Here is a 22,718-nt window from a genome sequence, read left to right as displayed (position 1 = left end):
TAGCAAAAAAAAATATCTTTATTTCTTAAAATTTTATATTAAACCCTAAAGATCATTAGCTGCATTGTATATGCAATCTTGATAATATAATTATAATATTTAAAATAGGTGATTTATTTTCAATATTTTAATTTTAAGAATCAAATAATACACTTTTACATATAAAAATTTTCTTTTTTCAACAATAAATATATATATTAGCAAAAAAAACGTATTTTATGGATTCAAATTTTAATGATTCTCAACAATCACAATTTAATCAAGAAACAGTACCTGATAACAATTTGGTATGGGCTATTTTATGTACTGTTTTGTGTTGTCTTCCCTTTGGAATATATGCTATTATTTGCTCTACAAAAGTCAATAAACTTTGGTTAGAGGGAGATTATGAAGGTGCTAAAAAAGCTTCTGCTGATGCAAAAAAATGGTCCATTTATGGAGCAGTTGTAGGAGTTATTTTGATGATAGTATACTTTATATTTATGATGGTGGTTGGTGTAAGCTCATTTTCAAGAGGTTATTAACTATTAAAAATATTTTAAAAAAATATAATCCAATTATAAAACTATTCCTGATACTTTGTCTAGGAATAGTTTTGCTTTCTTTATACTATATTATCAATCCTACGGATGGAGATTTCTTTCCTGAATGTCCTATTCATAAATTTACCGGTATATATTGCCCGGGATGCGGCTCACAAAGAACCCTTCATTTTTTATTGCATTTTGACCTATACAATGCATTAAAATATAACCCGTTAACTGTAATTCTTTCTCCTTTTCTTATGTATATATCATCAGTAATGATTTATAATTTTATATTTAATAAGCAGTGCAGGGTAAAAATATTATATAATAACACTTTTGTTATCTTCTTTTTTTCAATGATTCTAATTTATACAATTCTGAGAAATATTCCTTGTAAACCTTTTTGCTATTTAGCCCCCTCTTTCTGATAAAATTTTATTGTGAGCATATAAATACGTAAGATTTTTTTATTGAAAAAGATATATCTATCGGATAAAATTAAAAAAATTATTCTACATTTTTTCACTTAAAATACTAGGAAAAATTCAGATATTTGTAAAAATTAAAATCAATGATATCTTTAGAAACTTCAATTTCCGATAAATCGTTTACTAATTGTTTAATGAATGCTTCAGGGGCTAAGTGTATGACTCTGGAAGAGCTATCAAATTTAAAAAACGGCCCATGCGGAACCTGGATAACTAAAAGTTGTACTATAAATCCAAGGGAAGGAAACCCGTCTCCAAGATATGTTGATTTAGCATTAGGAAGTATAAACTCTATGGGATTGCCTAATCTTGGTTTTGATTTTTATTTAAATTATGTGTTGGAAGAGCATTTAGATGGAAATGATGACTTGTTTTTTTCGGTTGCCGGACTTACTTTAGAAGAAAATGTGGAAATGTTGCATAAAATACAAAATTCTGATTTTTCAGGATGCGTAGAATTAAACTTATCTTGCCCAAACATTCCTGGAAAACCTCAGACAGGTTATGATTTTGAAAGAACTCATGAAGTTCTGACACAAGTTTTTTCATTTTATAAAAAACCTCTGGGTGTTAAACTTCCACCATACTTTGATATGGTTCATTTCGAAATGATGGCTGAAATACTAAATCAGTTTCCAATTAAATTTGTAACTTGTATTAACAGCATTGGAAATGCGTTATTTATTGATGATGAAGCAGTGGTTATAAAACCTAAAGGAGGTTTTGGTGGTATTGGAGGTGCTTATGTCAAACCTACAGCTCTGGCTAATGTAAGAATGTTTTATAAACTTTTAAGAAAGGATATTGCTATAATAGGTTGTGGCGGAGTAGAAAATGGAAGAGATGTTTTTGAACATATCTTATGTGGTGCATCAATGGTACAGGTTGGAACGCAACTTATGAAAGATGATATTTCCGTTTTTTCAAGATTATTAAATGAACTTGAAGAAATTATGAAATTAAAAAATTACCATTCCATTAATGATTTTAAAGGTAAACTTATTGAGCTTTAATTTAATTTCATATTATTTTGGAAAATTATCAATTGATTTATAACTTTATAAACAAATTATATCACTAAATGCTAACCATAGGTATTGCCGGAGGAACAGGTTCTGGAAAAACAACTGTTGTAAGTAATTTACTTAAACAGCTGGATTTTGACAGGGTAAATGTATTGACTCAAGATAACTATTATCATTCTAATCCTGATTTATCCTTTGAAGAAAGAACAAAACTAAATTACGATCATCCCCGTTCCATAGATTTTGAACTTTTAATTGAACAAATAAAAAAACTAAAAGCAGGTATGCCAGTGTATGAACCTGTATATTCATTTATTACTCACTCTCGAACAGAAGATTTAACTATCATTCAACCCAAAGAAATATTAATTGTTGAAGGAATTCTTGTATTAGCAAATAAAGAATTAAGAAAAGAATTTGATGTAAAAGTATTTGTAAACGCAGATTCTGATGAGCGGTTAATAAGAAGAATCAGAAGGGATATTCAGGATCGAGGAAGAGATCTTGAAGAGGTTATACACCGTTATCAAATGACTCTCAAACCGATGCATGAAGAATTTATTCAACCTTCAATGGCTTACGCAGATATCATTATTCCCACAATGAAAAAAAATACAGTTGCTATAGATGTATTAACCTCTGTAATACAAAACACTCTAAAAACAGTACATTAATAATTAAATGGCTCGAGAAAATAAAAAAATAGTAAAAGAAAAGTCTATATTTGAAAAACATTGGTATACGAGTATATATGTTATTTTATCAGTAATTTTTATAGTTTGGATGATTTTTTTCGATACAAATTCTTATCTTACTCACAGAGAGTTAAATAAAGAAATTTCAAAATTAAGGCATGAAAAAGAGCATTATAAAAGCAAGCTGGATTCGGAATACATTCAATATAATAACTTAAAAAATAATAAAGAAGCACGGGAAAAATATGCTCGGGAAAATTATTTTTTTAAAAAAAACAATGAAGATATATTTATTATAGTTACCAAAGAAGATAGTGTTAAACCTAAATTAAAAAGTCAGAACTAAATTAATTGATGAAATCTTTAAATTAAGACTACAATTATGTAACTCATAACTATTCAAATTATGGGGATGTCGGAATTTAAAGAAAAAATATTGAATTTGTTAGATGGATTAAGCAACTATATTTAGGTTTGATTGATTTATATCTATACATTAAAAATCTTTGTGAAAATTTCTGTAAATATACCTTGAATTAATGCTAAATTTGATAATCTCTTTAACTGATGTAATTATTTTTTTGTAATCAATTCTTTTCACATCAGAAATAATTATATACCAAAAAAAAGAGTTTCAAACTAAAGAAAAATTAAAGAAATAATAAGACATCTGAATTTTTTAGATGATGTTCAATTTAATGTAAAATTGATGAATTATAAAGAAATTAGTAAGGGTATAATTAGTGCAGTAAGTATTATAGCATTCACTATTTTAATGTTTTTCCTGTTATGGAAAGTACGATTCGTTTTAGGATATATTTTTATTGCTTTTGCATTATCATTGATGGGTAGACCTATTATGTCATTTTTAAATGAAAGATTAAAAATTACTAAAACAATTTCTGCTTTTATAACTTTATTTTTCATGATTGGAGGTTTTACAGCTTTATTAAGCTTAGTAACACCTTTAGCTATAGAACAGGCAGGGAATTTATCTCTTTTAGATACTAATAAATTACAAGCTTCAGTAACTGAGCAGATTAAGTTTATTGATGAATCTTTAAAGAGTCGTCATATTTTTATATTTGATGATAACTATGCACAACTGTTAACTCCTAAATTTAATTTTAAGATTCATCAGGATACTTTACAAAGTGGATTTTCAATTTTAACAGAAATTGGAATATCTATTTTTTCAATCACTTTTATAACTTTTTTCTTTTTACGGGAAAAAGATTTATTCAACCGTATGATTATAGGCGCGGTACCTACTAATGATATAAAAAAAGTGATTCAGGTTCTTTCGAATATTAAAGATTTGCTTACCCGTTATTTTTTAGGATTATCTCTTCAGATTTTATCTATGTTCATTCTATATCTTATTATTTTAGGTTGTTTTGGAGTAGATAATATGCTGGTTATAGCTATGTTTTGTGCTTTTTTTAATCTTATTCCTTACTTAGGTCCAATGATAGGATTTTTAATAATTAATTTGCTTAGCATGAGTAGTATGTTTTATCTTGGAATGGATTTCAATGATCAGATATTGCCTAATATTCTTTGGATAAGTATTCTTTATTTAATTGCCCAGCTAATTGATAACGCTATATTTCAACCGTTAATTTATGCTAAAAGTGTAAAATCTCATCCGCTGGAAATATTTTTAGTGATGCTTATTGCCGGAATACTTTTCGGAGCTTTAGGTGTTATATTTGCTATTCCTGGATACACAGTTATACGAGTTGTACTTAAAAGCTTTTTCAACCGATTCAAAATTGTTCAGGCAATTACCAAAAATATGTAATTTCAGTTATATTTTTCTGTGGATAATTACTCTTCGTATATTTAAATTAAGATAGATAATAGAGCTTAATAAAATAATTACTGCTGCTATCTGTACAGGACTTAAAAAGTGCTTGTTGATAACTACATCAATAAAAACAACTGTTAGAGGATATGTTAATTCAAAAATCGAAGTTAACAAGGCTGGTGTATTTTTAAGACCTGAATAATACACAAAAATTTCTGTAACACCCCATAATGATGAAAATATTGCAAATACAAGTAAGTAGGGTGTATTAGCAAATTGTTGTACATTATTTACCAGATTACCCGAAAAAACCACTACAACACCCATAATTATAGATGTAAATAAAAAGCGATAGAATGTACCGGTAAAAAAATCGTATTTATGCAAAACTTTTTTACCAAAAACTAGCGAACTGCCATAAGAAAATGCGGCAAGAACAGAATATCCTATTGCCTGAAAATTATTTTTTTCAAGCATCATCGGGCTGGAAAAGCCAAAAGCAAGAAAATAACTGGAACAAAGTGCAACGATAGCTACAATGAAAAAAATATATCTGGGTTTTTCTTTTAAAATTATCATAGACATTATTATTGCAAATACAGGCTGTAATTTTTGCAATAAAATAACAATACTTACTTTACTAAATCCGCTGAGCTGTAAAGCTTTAACTATAGATATTGTACCTACTGTGCCTCCTAAAAATGCTATAAGTAAAAAATAGATGTAATCATTAAAATTAAAAACACTTAGCATTTTATATTTTTTATAAAAGAATAAAGATAAAAGCAGTGTAGGAATAAAATGAGCTGTAAATACAATAAACTTAACATCATAAAAATTAAATATTTTATAATATAAACCTATTAAAATACCTCCATCAATTCCCAGCATAACTGATGCCAGTATTATGTATAGAGAACCTAAATATTTATTACTATTCCCCATCTAATCAAAAAAATGAGTGCAAAATTACTTCAAATATTTGTATAAAGATATTTTATTCATGTTTTTATAACACAATTTCTTACAATCAATCATTTTTCACAAAAAATAATTGTAACATAATTAATTAAATTCATATAAAAAAATATACAATACTATTTTTCTTATCATAATTAGAAATATAACCATTACCAGCTGTTAATAATATTATTTTTATAATTTCCTCATAAATTATTTCTTTTTAATTTTTTTTTAACATTATTAATGGTTTAGACAGTAATATTTATATATTTGTTAACTTTATTTAGACTAAATAAAAATTAATGTGTTATTTAAAATATATTTTATTATTCCTGTTTATATCAAATATATCTTTTGCTCAAAAAAAATATTTTGATATAGTATTTATAATTTATAACTACAATCATGAAACAGTTGAAAATGCAGTTATAACACTTACCGATACAGCTTTTAGCAAACATCGTTTATTAACAGACAAACAAGGAAAGGCTAAAATAGAATTAATACCTGGAAATTATACACTTACTATATCACATCCACAGTATTTCACATACGAAGAACAAATAAGCTTTGTTCAGTCATTAATCAAAACAATACACTTAGAAACCAAGGAAAACGAACTTCAAAATATAATTGTTACAGCCAAAGAATCTAAAGGTGTAACTACCCAATCAATTATAGATAAAAAAGCAATTGAACTTTTACAACCTTCCAGTTTTACAGATATACTGGAACTTTTGCCTGGAGGCATATCCAAAGATCCCGATCTTACTACTGTAAACCCTATACGTTTGAGACAAGCAGGCAGTGTAAGCGGATATAATACCAATTCTTTAGGAACAAGTTTTATTATTGATGGTTCTCCAATTAATACCAATGCAAATTTACAATATTCACCCGATCCAAGTCAAAGACTCAACGGGCAGTCGGATAATAAAAAAAGAACAACAGCAATTGGTATAGATATGAGATCTATTTCAACAGATGATATTGAAAAAGTTGAAATTATAAGAGGTATTCCTTCTGTTGAATATGGAGATTTAACATCCGGAGTAATAAATATTATTAGAAAAAGCGGTGGAAATAAACTGGAAGGCAGATTTAAAGCTGACGGTTTTAGTAAACTTTATTATATAAGTAAAGGAATTGATTTTGATAAATATAATTGGAGTATTAATACCAGTTTGGATTTGTTAGACGCAAAATCCGAACCCAGAAATAACTTCGAAACTTACAAAAGATATACGGCTTCTATACGGAGTAGAAAATTATTTTTATTCAATAATTCGGATTTGTGGTGGAATGTTAATCTGGATTTTACAGGTACAACCGATGAGGAAAAAAAAGATCCGGATACAGGATATGATAAAGTTGATCATTATAAATCTTCTTACAATAAATTAGGAATATCAAATTCATTAGAACTCAAATTAAAAAATAAGTGGATAAAAAACATAAAATTCATTTCATCTTTAAGACAAGAGACTGATAAAATAAATCAAATTAAATATGTGCAACTTCCTACAGTTGCAGCACTACCTGTATCAGAAATTGATGGTGAATATGATGGAATCTATCTTAATAAAGACTACATTTCAACGGTTAAGGTAGAAGGCAAACCTCGGGATATATTTTTAAAGCTGACATCCAACTTCTCTGTATCCACCTCCAGAGTAAATCATGACATACTTTTAGGTACCGAGTGGACATACTCTAAAAATAATGGTAAAGGTCAGGTATATGATCGCTACCTGCCACCTAATTTATCGATGGGTTCATATCCCAGAGCCTATAAAGATATTCCTGCTTTGGCTAAATTATCTTTTTTTGCAGAAGATAAAGCAAAAATCAGCATCGGTAATCATAACCTTATTTTAGCTATGGGTATAAGAACTTTCAAGATGACTAATATGAACAAAAGTTATAAACTTGCACGTTCATTTTTTTGGGAACCTCGCATGAACCTGCAATGGTCTCTTCCTAAATTGTTTATAAACAACAGAAGTTTGGATGTAGACATCACGCTCGGATACGGGGAACACAAAAAAACTCCTACTCTTAATATACTATATCCGGATTTATATTATGTAAACTACAACCAGCTTAACTACTATCATAACAACCCTGATTACAGAAGAGTTAATTTCCAAACCTATACTTTTTCTCGTGAAAATAGAGATTTGACCGTAGCTAACAATATAAAAAAAGAAATCCGTCTGGATCTTGGATATAATCAAAACAACTTTTCATTAACCTTTTTTGAAGAAAGATTGACTTCTGGTTTTCGAAGCATGACTTTTTATAAACATGTTACATACAAACGATACAACACCGATGAACTTGATCATTCCACTATTACCTCTCCACCGGATTTAAATCATTTGAATTATGAATTGAAAAATGACTTTGCCACCTATAGTAAAACAGAAAATGGCAGTACAACGGATAAAAAAGGTATTGAATTTCAATTTTCATCTAAACGATTGGAAGCTATTAATACTCGATTGACTTTCAACGGTGCCTGGTTTCAAACTAAATACAAAAACAGTAAACCCATTTACAAAAGTCCAGATGCAATAGTTAATAATCAAAAACTTCCTTACGTAGGAATTTATAAAGATGATGAAGGGTATCTCATGGAATCTTTTACAACAAATTTTATGGCTGATACTTATCTACCTAAGTTAAAAATGAATTTTATGTTAGCAATTCAATGTTCATGGTATAATTTAACCCAATACATGAAGAAGGATCGATATCCTTTATACTATATGGGCTATGACCAAATCATTCATCCTTATACAGAACAAGATAAAACTGATACTTATTTACAATGGCTTTACCGAAACCACAACGATCTTGACTCTCGTCGTGAACCACTTTCACTTGGAATAAATCTAAAAGTTTCTAAAAAGATGTATAATGAAAAAATTACGCTTTCTATGTTTGTAAATAAGCTTTACAGCTATAATCAAAAATATGTCATTTATAAGGTGGTTCAGAGAAGGACTTCCTCCCCCCCTTACTTTGGAATGGAAATTAATTTTAAATTATAATCTGATGAATAAAATAACATTAAAAAAAGGAATTCCTGTATTTTTCCTTTCAATACTTTTAACAGTTTATAACTGTAGCGGAGACGATACTTCATATGAAGCAGAACAAACTCAAACTACTATGAATCTGACTTACCCGGACCAAGTGGTTAGCTCTGCGTCAGGGGAATTTAAACTGACACTAAAAGAAAAAAACTCAGGTGCTATCTATACTTTTGAAAAAGAAAAAACAAAAACTATTACTAAAAAAGTAATTACCGGTACGTATCAGATAAACGTAGAAGGATATATTGTTTCTGATAATGATACACTACAAATATATGGTCTCATTGAAAACACTTCTATCACACCAGCAAGTAGTCAAATTACCATCCCTCTACATTTGAAAGTAAATTCAAAAGAAGGAGATTTCTTAATCCAGGAGGTATTTTTTACAGGTACTATATATCCCGTAACTGGAAAAGTCTACAATTCCGGAAAATATTTTAAAATTTACAACAATAGTAATCGGATACTTTATGCTGATGGGCTTTTAATTGCACAATCTCAATTTAATACGACATTAAAGCATAACATTACCCCTAATATTTTTTCTACTGATTTTCCGGTGCAAGCTATTTTGCAGCTTCCAGGCAAAGGCAGTGATTATCCGGTGAAACCAGGACAATCTATAGTTGTTTGTGATAATGCTATAAACCATAAACAAACCAATTCAAATGCTTATGACATGACACCTTCAGCTCTTATTGGAAAAGATGGTACCCAATATGTTTTTGAATATCCTAATACAGTAAATCCTGCTTTAGGTCAAGTGGATAATCCAGAAGTTCCCAATGCCCAGGTTATCTTTTCCACATTAAATTACAATATGTTTTTTTTACACAACGGAGGTGCTGAAGCTTATGCAATAGCCCGTTTAGATAAAAATACCACTCTTGAACAGTATTTAAGCCAATATAAATACGACTATTCATATGTAAATGCTGCTGGTACAATTACTAACAGATCAACCTACAAAATTCCAAATTCATGGATTACTGATGCTGTTAATGTCAGTATAGAAGGAAAATATGAATGGTTGGTAACTTCTACTTCTCTAGACAGAAGCTGGACCTATTGTTCATTAATTGCAAGCGATAAAACAAGATATGACAAATGTATAAAACGAAAAATACAAGGAAAAAATGATAAAGGAATAGATATTTTACAAGATACAAACAACTCACAAGAAGATTTTATTCCAAGAGCCCCACTATTTATTCAATAATTTAAATCTGATCAAATGAAAAAACTAAATACATATTTAAACTATATACTTATACTTTTTTTTACAATATCCTGTTCTAACGATGATAGCTATGATGTTAATTCATCAAATTTAACCAGTGTAGAACTAAAACTTTTGATACCCGAAGATGAAAAAACCTATGAAATTGAAAATTTGGAGGTTTATTTTAAGGAAATCAATTCCGGGATTGAAACTAAAATAGAATCAAATTCTCTATTAATAAAAATAGATTTAAACAGCGGAAATTATAAAATTTCAGTGCAGGGATCAATTAAAAAAGAAAACAATCTGATAAAATTAACCGGAATTCAGGAATCCGTATTGATATCCGGAACCCATCAGATCATAACTTTGCAACTTTTAAAATCTATCATATCAAACAACGATTTATTAATTGAAGAAATTTATTATACCGGAAGTAAAAACTCTCTCACCGGAATTCCTTATTTTGGAGATAGATATTTTAAAATCTTTAACAACTCGGATCAAATTGTATATGCTGATGGTTTATTACTTGCAGAATCAGAGTTTACTACTAATGATAAAAAAGATTATTCTCCTGATATTATGAATCATGCGTTTGCTGTCGGAGGAGTAATCATTCTTCCCGGCAAAGGAAAAGAATATCCTATACAGCCTGGTACATCAATTATTATAGCTGAAAGTGCAAACAATCATAAAAGTATAAATTCCAACTACATAAATCTATCTTTTGCCAATTTTGAAATGTATAACCCTTATGATGATGAAACTGTTGATAACCCATTGGTTCCTAATACGGAATTTTTATTCAATTCTGTTTCCATTGATAAAAAAGGAGTAAGAAGTTATATAATAGCCCGGTTGCCGTCAACTGTTTCAAAGGAAAAATTTTTAACGGATTATAGATATCATTATACTTATAGTGAATGGGGATATCCAATGGAGGGTGATGCCATGTCTATACCTAATGACTGGATTATTGATGCTGTAAATTTAAGCAACGGTAAAGATCCTGACTGGATTTTAACCTCTTCTTCTCTTGATAATGGATGGACCACATGCAGCCTGCATGAAGGTGACGAATCCAGATATGGTAAAAGTGTAAAGAGAAAACCAATAGACTCTCAACCTATAACTAAACTTAAAGACACAAACAACTCTAAAGATGATTTTGAGGCTGTAACTCCCTCTTTAAAAAATGAGTAATATGAAGAATGCATATGTAAGCTTCCTGATTATACATCTTTTTATTTTTGGCCCGTGTTCAGGCCAGGAAATTGATAGTTTAAACGTTATTTTACTTGATAAATACGATTTCAATTCCACTATTTTCAGAGATGAAATTGCTCTGAATCCTGCAAATATGTTTTATTTCAGGCAATTTTCATCTTCAGAAATATCTATAGATTACAACTATGAAAAAAAGAATGGATTTTACGATTACACAAAAGGAAGCGGAATCGATGGAGTAAAATTTAATGCTGAATCATTTCAAATACTTACTCCTGACAAACATGTCGTATGGGGCAAAGCTTATTATTCAAAAGTAAATCAAAAAAATGTTACTTTTAATGAATCTTCAGATATAGAAAACATTTACCCATATATCTCTGCGGACAGTATTGGAGGTACTTTAAAAAGTGAAACCTATTTTTTTGAAGGAGGATATGCCTACCATTTCAATACAAACAAAATTGGTATATTGGGTAGGTACAGGGCTCAGCTGGATTTCAGAGATGTAGATCCCAGACCTAAAAACCTTATTTCTGATCTCGATATTAAAGCTGGATATAGCAAACAACTAACCAACCAATTTTTAATTTCGGCAAATATTGATTTTAAAAATTATAGCCAATCCAATGATGTGAAATTTGTTAGTGAAACTGGTCATCCTGTTTTATATCACATGCTGGGATTAGGAAATTACAGCTATCTTTTTACAGGTAACATTTATAACACCAATTATAACGGAAACGCTTATAAAGCCGGATTACAATTTTTTAATTACAAAAAAAGCAATTTTCTTTTCTCTCTTGCATTTGAAAAATTTAACAATGAAAAATCTGAAAAGGATAGTAATAACAAATTACCCATGTCGAAATTAAACAATAAAAAATATCAATTTAACCTGTATAAAAAATTTAATTTAACTCCATCTTCATCATTTAACATTCATATAAACGGATTCTCCCAAAAAAGAACCGGAATTGAGTATTATTATTCATCTAATGGGTCTGTAAAAGAACAAATTGATAAAAAGAAACAATATTTCCGAACACAAAAAGGAATTAAACTTATACTTAATTATGTATATAAAAAGTATAAGAGTAGCTATACAATCTCTTCTTTTACAGATTTTCAATCTGATAACGAGAAATATATTCGACCTTACTCTTCTCAAAAATTTACTTATCTGTTTTATGGGGTAAATCTGGGGTGGAATCAAGTTTTATCAAACCAAACACATTTGCTTTTTACGACAACGATAGGATGGAAAAAAACATTAAATCATGAAAATAAGTTATACACTTTGGGTCTAAAAAAAAGCTTAACAGAGCAGCTCAATCATGATTTTGATTTAAAAAAATCAGAATATTTCTACACTCAAGCTAATATTAAACTATATTTTAAAATTTCAAATGTAAACCTGTTTATTAATCAGACGTATCAATCTGAATTTTATACCGGTAAGCCAAATTATTTATACACTTCAGGTGTAGGAATACTGTTTTAATTTAAAAACTAACACATGAAAAACAATAAAACTTTCCTGTTAAAAATTGCTGCCATTATTTTTTCTCTAGGTATTTTTCTTAATCATACTGATCCGGAAGAAGATTTAAAAAATATAATAAATAGTTATAAAAAACCATTGGAAAACTGGCCTTCACCATTTGTCGACAAAGGTATTCCCTGGCAAGAATTTGAGCCTCTGGAAGTAGATTCTCTTTATTATGAAACTCAGGAAAAACCAGAGGTTATTTTAGGTAAGATGCTTTTTTTTGATCCCAAACTCTCATCATCTAATCAAATTTCCTGTAGCAACTGTCATGATCCGGAACTTGGATGGACTGATCACCGTACGGTTTCAATCGGACACGATCATCAGCAAGGAAAAAGAAATGCTCCATCGTTATATAATGCCGCATTCCGGGATAAATTATTTTGGGATGGTAGGGCTTCCAGCCTTGAAGAACAAATAGCTGGCCCTTTAGAAGCTCATAACGAAATGAATATCAGTAAAAAAGAAGTTGTAGAAAAACTATCTAAAATTAATGGCTATAAAAAATTATTTCAAGATGCTTACGGTTCAGAAAAAGTTACTTATGACAAAATAGCTAAAGCTATTGCTACATTTGAAAGAACTATTAAAAGCCAGCCCAGCAGATTTGATAAGTTCTTAAAAGGAAATTATTCATCACTTACAGATAAAGAAATATTCGGTATGCATATTTACAGAACTAAAGCCAGATGTATGAACTGCCATTATGGGAAATATTTAACCGATGAAAAATTCCATAATATCGGGCTAACATATTACAAAAGAGAATATGAAGATTTAGGCTTATATGATACTACTAAAAATCCTTTAGACGTTGGTAAATTTAAAACACCGTCTCTAAGAGATTTATTACTTACACGTCCGTGGATGCATAATGGACTTATGGATGACTTAACCGGAATAATTAATATATATAATATTACTTTACGTATAAACAATCCATCTAAAGAGCAAAAACTTAAAGACCCTTTACATCCGGTAGTAGATACACTTATTGTACCTCTATCTTTAAAAATCAATGAAATTGATGCATTAAAGTCTTTTCTTGAAGCTTTGTCAGGAAGCAGATATAAAATGAGTCGACCGGATTTTCCTAAAAATTAATATTTTAATATGTAAAACATCTTTTTCATAATCCAAATAAATTTTTAACATTTTGTAAAGCCTGATTTTTCAGGCTTTATGAGTTTATCATACTATATGTTAAATAGTATCATCAAATAATCACAAATATTTAAGTTTACATGACAACTTAATATTAAATTTCGAAGGCTTCTTTATAAGTATTCCAGAAACGGTCTAAAGCAATAAGTCTAACTTTAAAAAAATCTATCACATCTTTCCAATCACTTTCTCTGAAAATACTTTTATTTTCAAAATGTATTCCTATTGTACATACGATCTTACCCTGTTCATCGTAAACTTTTTTATTCCATATCCAATCCTCTCCTACTTCATCTGCTAATAAACCGGAAAACATTTCGAACTTCTCATATAATGATTCTTGAATTGTCAAATCTTTTTGAGCCAGCTCTATATTAATCCAGGCTGATTTATTATCAAACTGGGTTCTAAAATATAAATCTTTAACTCCGGTCTTATAGTTTAACCAATTTATCCTGTTTCCTTCAGACGAAACCTGTAAAGCCATATATTGACCCAATGAAACCCAAAACTTTTTTTTTATTTGAAATGCTTCTTCTTTTGAATACATAAATTCGATCTTTGTAGTATCCCGCAAAATTATTAAATTATAACTAATTTTAGCAACTCTAATTATAATTGATACAACGTGATTAACCAGGAATTGTTAAATAAAAATGTACAAAAATTTATTACTGATAACCTAAGAGCTGATCTGGTTTCAATGCGTATGAAAAAATCTCCATTTACAGGAATATCATCATTGGAATTAACACAACAAATACAAGGAAAGAAAATAGCTGAATCTAAATTTCCCTTTCTAACTAAAAACGATGAAATTATTTATCCCCCTCATTTAAATTTAGAACAGGCCTCTTCAGAAATTACTGCAAAATTTAAACAAACTTTCATATCAGGTAAAAAAGGGATTGATTTAACCGGAGGAACTGGTATTGATAGTTTATTTCTTTCTCAATCTTCTGAAATTTTTTATTACGTGGAACCTAGTAAGGAACTTCTTGAAATAACCTGTCATAATTTTCAAAAATTAAATAGAAATTTTATCCAGTCTTTTAATCAAACAGCAGAAAATTTTTTATCTGAAAATGATGAGTTTTTCGATTTTATATATATGGATCCTTCTCGTAGAGATTTTAATAAAAATAAGAAATTTTTATTAGAAGACCTGATTCCAAACATCATAGAACTTCAAAAAGATTTAATATCTAAATCTGATCAGGTCTATATCAAATTATCTCCGCTTATGGATATTCAACAAACCATTGAAAAAATTAATGTTTCTGAAATTTATCTCATTTCGGTTAAAAATGAAATGAAAGAGTTATTGGTAAAATTATCTAAATCTGATAGGAAAGAATTTAACCCTACAATTCATTGCGTTAATTTAGAAAGTAATCAGCCAGATTTTTCTTTTCAATGGAATGATGAAAAAAATTCTGTAACCCCTATTTATAGTAATCCTGAACAATATTTATTATTTCCTAACGCTTCAATAATGAAAGCTGGAGCTTTTAAACTTATCAGTCATCAATTTAAATTGAAAAAATTAGAATCTAATACTCATATCTACACCTCGAATATAAAATTTGAAAATTTTCCAGGCAGAATTTTTTCAATAATAGATTCTAATTTTAACGTTAAAAAGTCAAAAATTAAAACATTTAACATTATTTGTCGAAATTACCCGATAAAGATTGAAGAAATTAAGAATAAATATAAGCTAAAAGAAGGTGGAGATAAATATTTGATTTTTACACAATCTTTAAAGAAAAACCTTTGTATTTTAGCAGAATTAAATTAACATAAAATATAATATTATATTTTTTAAATTGTTTTTACAATTTTATTAATAAAAAATTAACACTTTATATTATAACTTGCACACCTTTTAAAAAATTAACCTTTAGCTAAACTTTTATTTATAATGTATTATCTATCAAAAATCTTAGTAATTATTTCTGCATGGGCTTGCTTATTAAATTATGGTTGCAAAAAAGAACCTAAACAAAACGATAATAAAAATAACAAAGTTAATAGAGAATTACCTGGTTTTTATGATATAAACTTTAAAACTATATTTTCATACCAAGACAATCATAATGAAAATGATGAACAGATAAAGAAAAAACTTAATGCATATTATAATCATCTGTGGAAGGACAAAAATTTAAGTGGAGGTATATTAGTAGCACGAGGTAATAATATATTGCTTGAAAAATATACCGGCTATTCAAATTTTGAAAAACTAACTCCCATTACTTCTACAACCCCTGTACATGTTGCATCAGTAAGTAAGATATTAACTTCTTTAATAATATTGAAACTGGTTGAAGCAGAAAAAATTCAGCTGGATCAAAAAGTCAATACCATTTTAACCTCATTTCCATATCCGGATATAACTATTGAGAATCTGCTTACTCACCGTAGCGGACTGCCGAATTACGCGTATCTGGCTGATGAAAGTAAATACTGGGATAAAAGCAAACGAATGACCAATTCTGATGTTGCCAATCTTTTTTCAAGTTTCGACCCTCCTCTCCTATCTAAACCGGGAACGCACTTTGCCTATTGCAATACAAATTTTGCTTTGCTGGCTTTAATTGCTGAGAAAATTTCAAAAAAATCTTTTCCTGAAACTGCCCGATTAATGGTTTTTGAACCTTTAAAAATGAATCATTCCTATATTTTTCAAGAAAAAGATATGGACAGAGCTACTCCTTCCTATTATCCTCAAGGAAAACCTTATGCCTACGATCATCTGGATTTAGTTTATGGAGATAAAAATTTATACACTACACCCAAAGATTTATTTAAACTGAGCCAAGCTATGTATGCTCCTAATTTTCTTCGAATAGATCTATTAAACAAAATGTTTACCCCATATAGCAATGAAAAACAAGGGGTTAAAAACTATGGACTGGGTATGCGAATGATGATTTTTGATAATGGCAAAAAATTAACTTACCATACGGGCTGGTGGCATGGAAGCAATACTATATTTGTTCATTTATTGGATGAAAAAGTTACAATTATTGCTTTAGGTAATAAGTTTTCTAAAGTAATGTATTCTGCTTTAAGCCTTTCTTCTTTATTTGGAAATTATCCTTTACATAACCAGATTGCAGATTTAAATGAACATGATACAACAACTTTAAATACAACCAATAAAATTCTAGATAATCAGTCAACAGAAAGTAAGTTAATTACAGATAGCCTGCAAAAGGTAAAAAAACAAAAAAATCAGAAACTGTAAAAAAATCTAAACTTTAGTTTTTTCATACTCTTACAACCCTGTTCAATACATTAGGCTATTTTTAGACAGTTTTACCCAAAAAATAATTATCTTTGCTTTCGTTTAAAAAATGAATTATAAATGAAAGTGTATAGTATTAAAGAACTGTTGTCTAAAGGTAAAGATGCATTACAGGAAGAAGTTATAATAAACGGATGGGTACGATCTTTTCGTTCCAATCAATTTATTGCATTAAATGACGGATCCGGACAAAATAACGTTCAAATAGTTATAGATTATAATAATTTTGATACAGATACTTTAAAACAAATCACTACGGCTTCATCCCTACGAGTAGAAGGAATAGTTGCTGAAAGTAAGGGTGCCGGTCAGGATATAGAAGTTATTGCTAAAACTATAAAAATATACGGATATGCACATCCGGACGATGTTCAGGAAACTATATTACAACCTAAAAAGCACAGTCTTGAAAAATTAAGGGAACAAGCGCATTTACGATTCAGAACCAACACTTTTGCAGCTGTGATGAGGGTTAGAAATGCTTTAAGCTTTGCAATTCATCAGTATTTCAATACTAATGGATTTTGTTATATTAATACCCCTATTATTACTGGCTCTGATGCAGAAGGTGCGGGAGAAATGTTTACTGTTACAAATTTTAATCTGGATAACCTGCCAAAAAATGAAAAAGGTCATACAGATTTTACTCAGGATTTTTTCGGCAAAAAAACTAATCTTACCGTTTCCGGTCAGTTAGAAGGAGAGACTGCAGCTATGGGCCTTGGCAAAATTTATACATTCGGTCCTACTTTTCGTGCTGAAAATTCCAACACTTCAAGACACTTAGCCGAATTCTGGATGGTAGAACCTGAAATGGCATTCTATGATTTAGAGCAGAATATTGATTTAGCCGAAGACTTTTTAAAATATTGCATTCAATATGCAGTAGATCACTGCAAGGATGATTTGGAGTTTCTTAATAAACGTTTTGAGGAAGAGCAGAAACAAAAGCCTAAAGAAGAAAAATCTGAACATAATCTACTTGAAAAATTGGACTTTGTTCTATCCAATAAATTTGTAAGACTAAGCTACACCGAAGCTATTGAGATATTAAAAAAATCCAAACCTAATCAAAAAGGAAAATTTAAATACCCGATAGAGGAATGGGGTGCTGATTTACAGTCAGAACATGAAAGGTATTTAGTTGAAAAACATTTTAAAACTCCAGTAGTATTATTTGATTATCCTTCAAAAATTAAAGCATTCTATATGCGTTTAAACGATGATAATAAAACTGTTAGAGCTATGGATGTTCTTTTTCCTGGTATTGGGGAGATTATTGGCGGCTCTCAGAGAGAGGAACGGATGGATGTGCTTAAAATGAAAATGGAAGAATTGAATATTGATGAAAAAGAACTATGGTGGTATCTGGATACTCGTAAATTTGGAACAGTACCGCATTCTGGATTTGGATTAGGGCTTGAAAGATTAGTTTTATTTGTAACAGGAATGGGAAATATTCGTGACGTAATTGCTTTTCCGAGAACTCCCAACAGCGCAGAATTTTAAAATATAATTTTTTTAATAAATTAATTAAAGAAGTGTTCAAAAAACACTTCTTTTTTATTTATTTTAAATCTTTTAGTATTGTATTTGTGAAAATTATGAAGAAATTTAAGCATTTATTATTTAACTTTCAAAATAATATATAATAAATAATTAATTTATTAGAAAAAAATACAATAAATAATTAAATAAATTAAAGTTAAATAAATTTTATTTTAGTAGATTAGGGATAAATTTGAAAAGGCACCAAAATTTTATTTTACAAAAATTGTGCCTAAATTTGTATCTTATAATTAATTAGTGTAAATTTGAATCATCTAAAACATCTATATAAAAGATAAAATTTATGCTAAAACAGGATTTAAGGCTCAAACAATTATTAAAACTTTCTCCCCAGCAGATTCAGCTAATGAAGTTAGTTCAGCTTCCTACGCTGGCTTTTGAGGAAGCAGTTAAACAGGAAATTGAAGAGAATCCTGCATTGGAAGACAACTCCCATGAAGATTATTATGATTCTGCTGATCCTTATGAAACTTCAAGTGACTACGATGATTCCAACGATAATGAAATCATAGATGCCTCTGATATTAATATTGATGAATATTTAAGTGATGACGAAATTCCTAACTATAGAACACAGTCTAATAATTATTCTGATGACGATGAAGAAAGAGAACTTCCTTTTGCGCAATATGAGTCGTTTCATGAACATTTAAGTAATCAGTTACATACTTTCCGACTTAATGAGGAAGAAAGCGAAATAGCCGATTTTATTATAGGAAATTTGGATGATGACGGATATCTTCGTCGAGAAATACCCTCTATAGTTGATGATTTAGCTTTTACTCAGGGAATTTATACAGACGTAAATACAGTGACTCACTTGCTCACTGGTTACATTCAAAAATTAGATCCCACCGGTGTAGGTGCAAGAGATTTGCAGGAATGCCTTTTACTCCAGCTAAAAACCAGAAATAAAACGGAAGCTTCTGAACTGGCTTATAAAATAATTGATGAAATGTTCGATGCTTTTACCAAAAAACATTATAACAAAATTCAACAAAAATTTTCCATATCCGAGGAAAAACTTAAAGAAGCTGTTTATGAAATTGAAAGATTAAATCCTAAGCCGGGTAAAGCATTTACTAATAATTCAAAAAATACGGAACAAATTATTCCGGATTTTACTATCAAAATTGTTAATGGTAAACTTGATCTTACTTTAAACGGAAGAAATGCTCCGGAGCTGAAAGTATCCAGAGAATATTCCGAAATGCTTGACACCTATAAAAATACGGAAAATAAATCTCGTGAACAGAAAGATGCTGTTATGTTTGTAAAACAAAAACTGGATTCTGCCAAGTGGTTTATAGATGCAGTTAAACAACGCCAGCAAACTCTTTACATCACAATGAAATCTATCATGGATTATCAAAAAGATTATTTTTTATCCGGCGATGAGGAACAAATTAAACCTATGATTCTAAAAGATATAGCTGAAATTACTGGCTTAGATATATCAACTATTTCCCGTGTAGCCAATAGTAAATATGTGAATACTCCTTACGGAACATTACTTATAAAAGATCTATTTTCAGAAAGCTTGACCAATTCAGATGGTGATGAAGTTTCAACCCGAGAAATTAAAACAATTCTTCAGGAAGTAATTGAAAATGAAGATCCAAAAAAACCTTTAACTGATGATAATTTAATGAAGATCTTAAATGATAAAGGTTACAATATTGCCCGCAGGACTATAGCCAAATACAGAGATCAATTAAACATACCTGTAGCCAGGCTACGTAAAAAAATTTAAGTCTTTTTTGCAAATTTATATTTTGCTTTATTTCCAAAAGATAGTAACCGGTAAATATTTCATTTACCGGTTTTATTTTATAATTAAAATAATCCAGTATTCAGATTATTTAAAAATACATATCTCTTATAAACAAATATATTCATCAAGAGAATTATATTTTCAAACAAAATACTATAACTTTGCATTGTCGAAGAAATAATCGTATGAAAGCTTATCAAAATTTATTAAATTATATCCTGCAAAATGGCACTGATAAAGAAGATCGCACCGGAACAGGTACTATTAGTACCTTTGGTTATCAAATGAGATTTGACCTACAGGATGGCTTCCCCTTAGTAACCACTAAAAAATTACATCTTCGCTCCATAATATACGAATTACTCTGGTTTTTAAAAGGGGATACAAATATTGCTTATTTAAACGAACATAAAGTTAAAATATGGGATGAATGGGCCGATTCAAATGGTGATTTGGGACCGGTATATGGTCACCAATGGAGAAGCTGGGGCACTCCAGGAGGAGCTCATATTGATCAAATATCAGAAATTATAAATCAGATCAATACCAATCCTGATTCCAGAAGAATTATTGTTTCTGCCTGGAACGTAGCAGATATACCCTCAATGGCATTGGCTCCGTGTCATGCTTTATTTCAGTTTTATGTAGCCGACGGTAAATTGTCTTTACAACTATATCAAAGAAGTGCCGATGTTTTTCTGGGTGTACCATTCAATATCGCTTCCTATGCTTTGCTTTTACATATGGTCGCACAGGTATGTAATCTGAAACCTGGAGAATTTATACACACTTTTGGAGATGTGCATATATATAAAAATCATATAGAACAGGTAAAATTACAGTTAACCCGAGAGCCTAAAACATTACCTGTTTTAAAAATTAATCCGGAAATTACAAATATATTCAAGTTTAGCTATGAAGATTTTTCAATTGAAGGGTATGATCCTCATCCGCACATTAAAGGAGAGGTTGCTGTATAACTTAAGTAACTTTGAGAACTTTGTAATGATTAATTAAAAAACCTTATAATTTCATACTATGCCCAATTTTTTTTATCTATTCTTTGTCTTTTTATTTGCATCGTTGTTAACTAAAGGGCAAGTAGTATCTTTGGACGATTGGGACGAAATTGCGAAAACGGATGTACGTTTACTTCCCAAATATGGTAATATTAAAAAGAATAACGACCAAAAAAATATTGATTGGGAATTTATCAAAGAGGTTATGGAAATTGATGCTTTTAAAGGGAACCGTAACTTAGCTTCTGATTATTATATACAACTCGGTTTTGAACAGTTATCTAAAGATGATTTAAAAACTGCCATGTACAGATTTAATCAAGGCTACCTATTAGATTCTCTCAATTCAAATATATATCTGGGTTATGGTGCAGTTTTTTTGAAGGTTAAAAATATTGAAAAAGCTAAAAATGAGTTTCTGGCAGGTTTACATATTAATTCTGAACATCCGGATTTATTGGCTAACTATGCAGACTGTTTAATTCATCAGTATTTTCTTATTTCCGATTTTCCACTTAGTCAGAAACAAAGGGAGAATTCATTTCTTTACGTAGATTCCGCTCTGGACTACCTCAATCGTTCTTACCAGATAAATCCTAACAATTCTTTTACCTTAAGCAAATTAACTATGGCGTATTATATAAAAGAAGATTGTACTCAATCTCTTAAATTTTACGATGAGTATAAAAAAAGCAAGCAAAAATTTTTAGATTCTGAGTTTATAAACATATTAGAGAAGACTTGTATTAGATAGTTAATAAACTATTAAAAAAAATAGAAAAAAGACGACTTCGTTACATACATCATAAACATTAACTTAATTTTACTTTAATTTAAAAACATTTAAAATCCTGTTTATATTATAAATATTGTAGTTATATATTTTTTTATACAATATATATTAGTTAATAAAAAATTGTATCTTTTCCAGTATACGTAATTATATAGACAAATAAAAATTAAATTTTAAAAGATTTCTATATTTTTTTTTTATTATATCATTAATTTGTGTAATTTAGCAGTGTTAATATTTTCTTAATTTATTAGATAAGCTTAATATTAATTAAGTTTAACCTTAGACTAGAAAATATTAATTATGAATTAAATTGCATTTTGGTAAGTTTAATTTAAAAAGACTTATTTAAATCGAATACGTTCAAATAATAAGTTAACATTAAAAAATAATAAAGAATATTAATTATTAAAACTAACTTATTATTTCTCATAAATAAAGTCAATAAATTTAATTATTTATTGACTTTT

At 29.1% G+C, this 22,718-nt stretch carries 19 protein-coding genes; 17 read left to right on the top strand and 2 right to left on the bottom strand.

Translation table 11 applies throughout. The features are described from left to right. Positions 1-218 precede the first annotated feature (218 nt). The 6 genes from EOV51_RS10145 (at position 219) to EOV51_RS10120 (ending at position 4,539) form a co-directional block, all read left to right on the top strand. The gene (locus tag EOV51_RS10145) at positions 219-524 is read left to right on the top strand and encodes a CD225/dispanin family protein (protein ID WP_128152415.1); all 306 of its coding nucleotides are present in this window, start codon (positions 219-221) and stop codon (positions 522-524) included. Next, positions 425-955, top strand: a complete 531-nt coding sequence (locus EOV51_RS14970; RefSeq protein WP_128152414.1) for a DUF2752 domain-containing protein — start codon at positions 425-427, stop codon at positions 953-955. Before EOV51_RS10145 ends, EOV51_RS14970 begins: the two co-directional genes overlap by 100 nt. A 146-nt stretch (positions 956-1,101) precedes the next feature. After that, positions 1,102-2,028 (top strand): dihydroorotate oxidase, encoded by a 927-nt coding sequence (locus tag EOV51_RS10135; RefSeq protein ID WP_128153339.1) that lies wholly within the window; start codon positions 1,102-1,104, stop codon positions 2,026-2,028. 68 nt (positions 2,029-2,096) lie between these two features. Continuing rightward, positions 2,097-2,714 (top strand): uridine kinase, encoded by a 618-nt coding sequence (gene udk / locus EOV51_RS10130; protein WP_128152413.1) that lies wholly within the window; start codon positions 2,097-2,099, stop codon positions 2,712-2,714. Between the two features lie 7 nt (positions 2,715-2,721). Then, positions 2,722-3,081 (top strand): FtsB family cell division protein, encoded by a 360-nt coding sequence (locus EOV51_RS10125; RefSeq protein ID WP_128152412.1) that lies wholly within the window; start codon positions 2,722-2,724, stop codon positions 3,079-3,081. 363 nt (positions 3,082-3,444) lie between these two features. Next, complete coding sequence (locus EOV51_RS10120) at positions 3,445-4,539, top strand: AI-2E family transporter (protein WP_128152411.1); 1,095 nt, start codon at positions 3,445-3,447, stop codon at positions 4,537-4,539. A 6-nt stretch (positions 4,540-4,545) separates the two neighbouring features. Here EOV51_RS10120 and EOV51_RS10115 read toward each other — a convergent pair whose 3' ends face one another. Beyond that, complete coding sequence (locus EOV51_RS10115) at positions 4,546-5,490, bottom strand: DMT family transporter (RefSeq protein WP_128152410.1); 945 nt, start codon at positions 5,488-5,490, stop codon at positions 4,546-4,548. 320 nt (positions 5,491-5,810) lie between these two features. Here EOV51_RS10115 and EOV51_RS10110 point away from each other — a divergent pair, with 320 nt between their 5' ends. The 5 genes from EOV51_RS10110 to EOV51_RS10090 are packed head-to-tail and all read left to right on the top strand — an operon-like array spanning position 5,811 to position 13,720. Beyond that, positions 5,811-8,564, top strand: a complete 2,754-nt coding sequence (locus tag EOV51_RS10110) for a TonB-dependent receptor (RefSeq protein ID WP_128152409.1) — start codon at positions 5,811-5,813, stop codon at positions 8,562-8,564. Next, the gene (locus EOV51_RS10105; RefSeq protein WP_128152408.1) at positions 8,488-9,831 is read left to right on the top strand and encodes a DUF4876 domain-containing protein; all 1,344 of its coding nucleotides are present in this window, start codon (positions 8,488-8,490) and stop codon (positions 9,829-9,831) included. The genes EOV51_RS10110 and EOV51_RS10105 overlap by 77 nt, the downstream gene beginning before the upstream one ends. A 15-nt stretch (positions 9,832-9,846) precedes the next feature. Beyond that, positions 9,847-11,040, top strand: a complete 1,194-nt coding sequence (locus EOV51_RS10100) for a DUF4876 domain-containing protein (RefSeq protein ID WP_128152407.1) — start codon at positions 9,847-9,849, stop codon at positions 11,038-11,040. 1 nt (position 11,041) lies between these two features. Further along, positions 11,042-12,568: a DUF6850 family outer membrane beta-barrel protein gene (locus tag EOV51_RS10095; RefSeq protein ID WP_128152406.1), complete on the top strand. Its 1,527-nt coding sequence runs from the start codon at positions 11,042-11,044 to the stop codon at positions 12,566-12,568. A 15-nt stretch (positions 12,569-12,583) separates the two neighbouring features. Continuing rightward, positions 12,584-13,720: a cytochrome-c peroxidase gene (locus EOV51_RS10090; protein WP_128152405.1), complete on the top strand. Its 1,137-nt coding sequence runs from the start codon at positions 12,584-12,586 to the stop codon at positions 13,718-13,720. Positions 13,721-13,874: 154 nt separating this feature from the next. Here the strand turns inward: EOV51_RS10090 and EOV51_RS10085 are convergent, their stop codons facing one another. Continuing rightward, positions 13,875-14,330, bottom strand: a complete 456-nt coding sequence (locus EOV51_RS10085) for a DUF4268 domain-containing protein (protein WP_128152404.1) — start codon at positions 14,328-14,330, stop codon at positions 13,875-13,877. Positions 14,331-14,408: 78 nt separating this feature from the next. Between EOV51_RS10085 and EOV51_RS10080 the strand changes: the two genes are divergently transcribed. The 6 genes from EOV51_RS10080 (at position 14,409) to EOV51_RS10055 (ending at position 22,209) form a co-directional block, all read left to right on the top strand. Then, positions 14,409-15,581, top strand: coding sequence for a class I SAM-dependent methyltransferase (locus EOV51_RS10080; RefSeq protein WP_128152403.1), 1,173 nt, complete (start codon positions 14,409-14,411; stop codon positions 15,579-15,581). A gap of 123 nt (positions 15,582-15,704) precedes the next feature. After that, complete coding sequence (locus tag EOV51_RS10075) at positions 15,705-17,033, top strand: serine hydrolase domain-containing protein (protein WP_128152402.1); 1,329 nt, start codon at positions 15,705-15,707, stop codon at positions 17,031-17,033. 120 nt (positions 17,034-17,153) lie between these two features. Continuing rightward, positions 17,154-18,602, top strand: coding sequence for an asparagine--tRNA ligase (gene asnS / locus EOV51_RS10070; RefSeq protein WP_128152401.1), 1,449 nt, complete (start codon positions 17,154-17,156; stop codon positions 18,600-18,602). A gap of 343 nt (positions 18,603-18,945) precedes the next feature. Next, positions 18,946-20,415, top strand: coding sequence for an RNA polymerase factor sigma-54 (gene rpoN / locus EOV51_RS10065; RefSeq protein ID WP_128152400.1), 1,470 nt, complete (start codon positions 18,946-18,948; stop codon positions 20,413-20,415). Positions 20,416-20,621: 206 nt separating this feature from the next. Beyond that, complete coding sequence (locus tag EOV51_RS10060; RefSeq protein WP_128152399.1) at positions 20,622-21,416, top strand: thymidylate synthase; 795 nt, start codon at positions 20,622-20,624, stop codon at positions 21,414-21,416. Positions 21,417-21,474: 58 nt separating this feature from the next. Beyond that, positions 21,475-22,209 (top strand): tetratricopeptide repeat protein, encoded by a 735-nt coding sequence (locus tag EOV51_RS10055; protein WP_128152397.1) that lies wholly within the window; start codon positions 21,475-21,477, stop codon positions 22,207-22,209. The last annotated feature ends 509 nt before the right edge of the window (positions 22,210-22,718 follow it).

This window comes from Apibacter raozihei, from assembly GCF_004014855.1.
In the GTDB taxonomy this organism is placed as follows: domain Bacteria; phylum Bacteroidota; class Bacteroidia; order Flavobacteriales; family Weeksellaceae; genus Apibacter; species Apibacter raozihei.
This window is presented reverse-complemented; position numbering and strand designations above follow the sequence as displayed.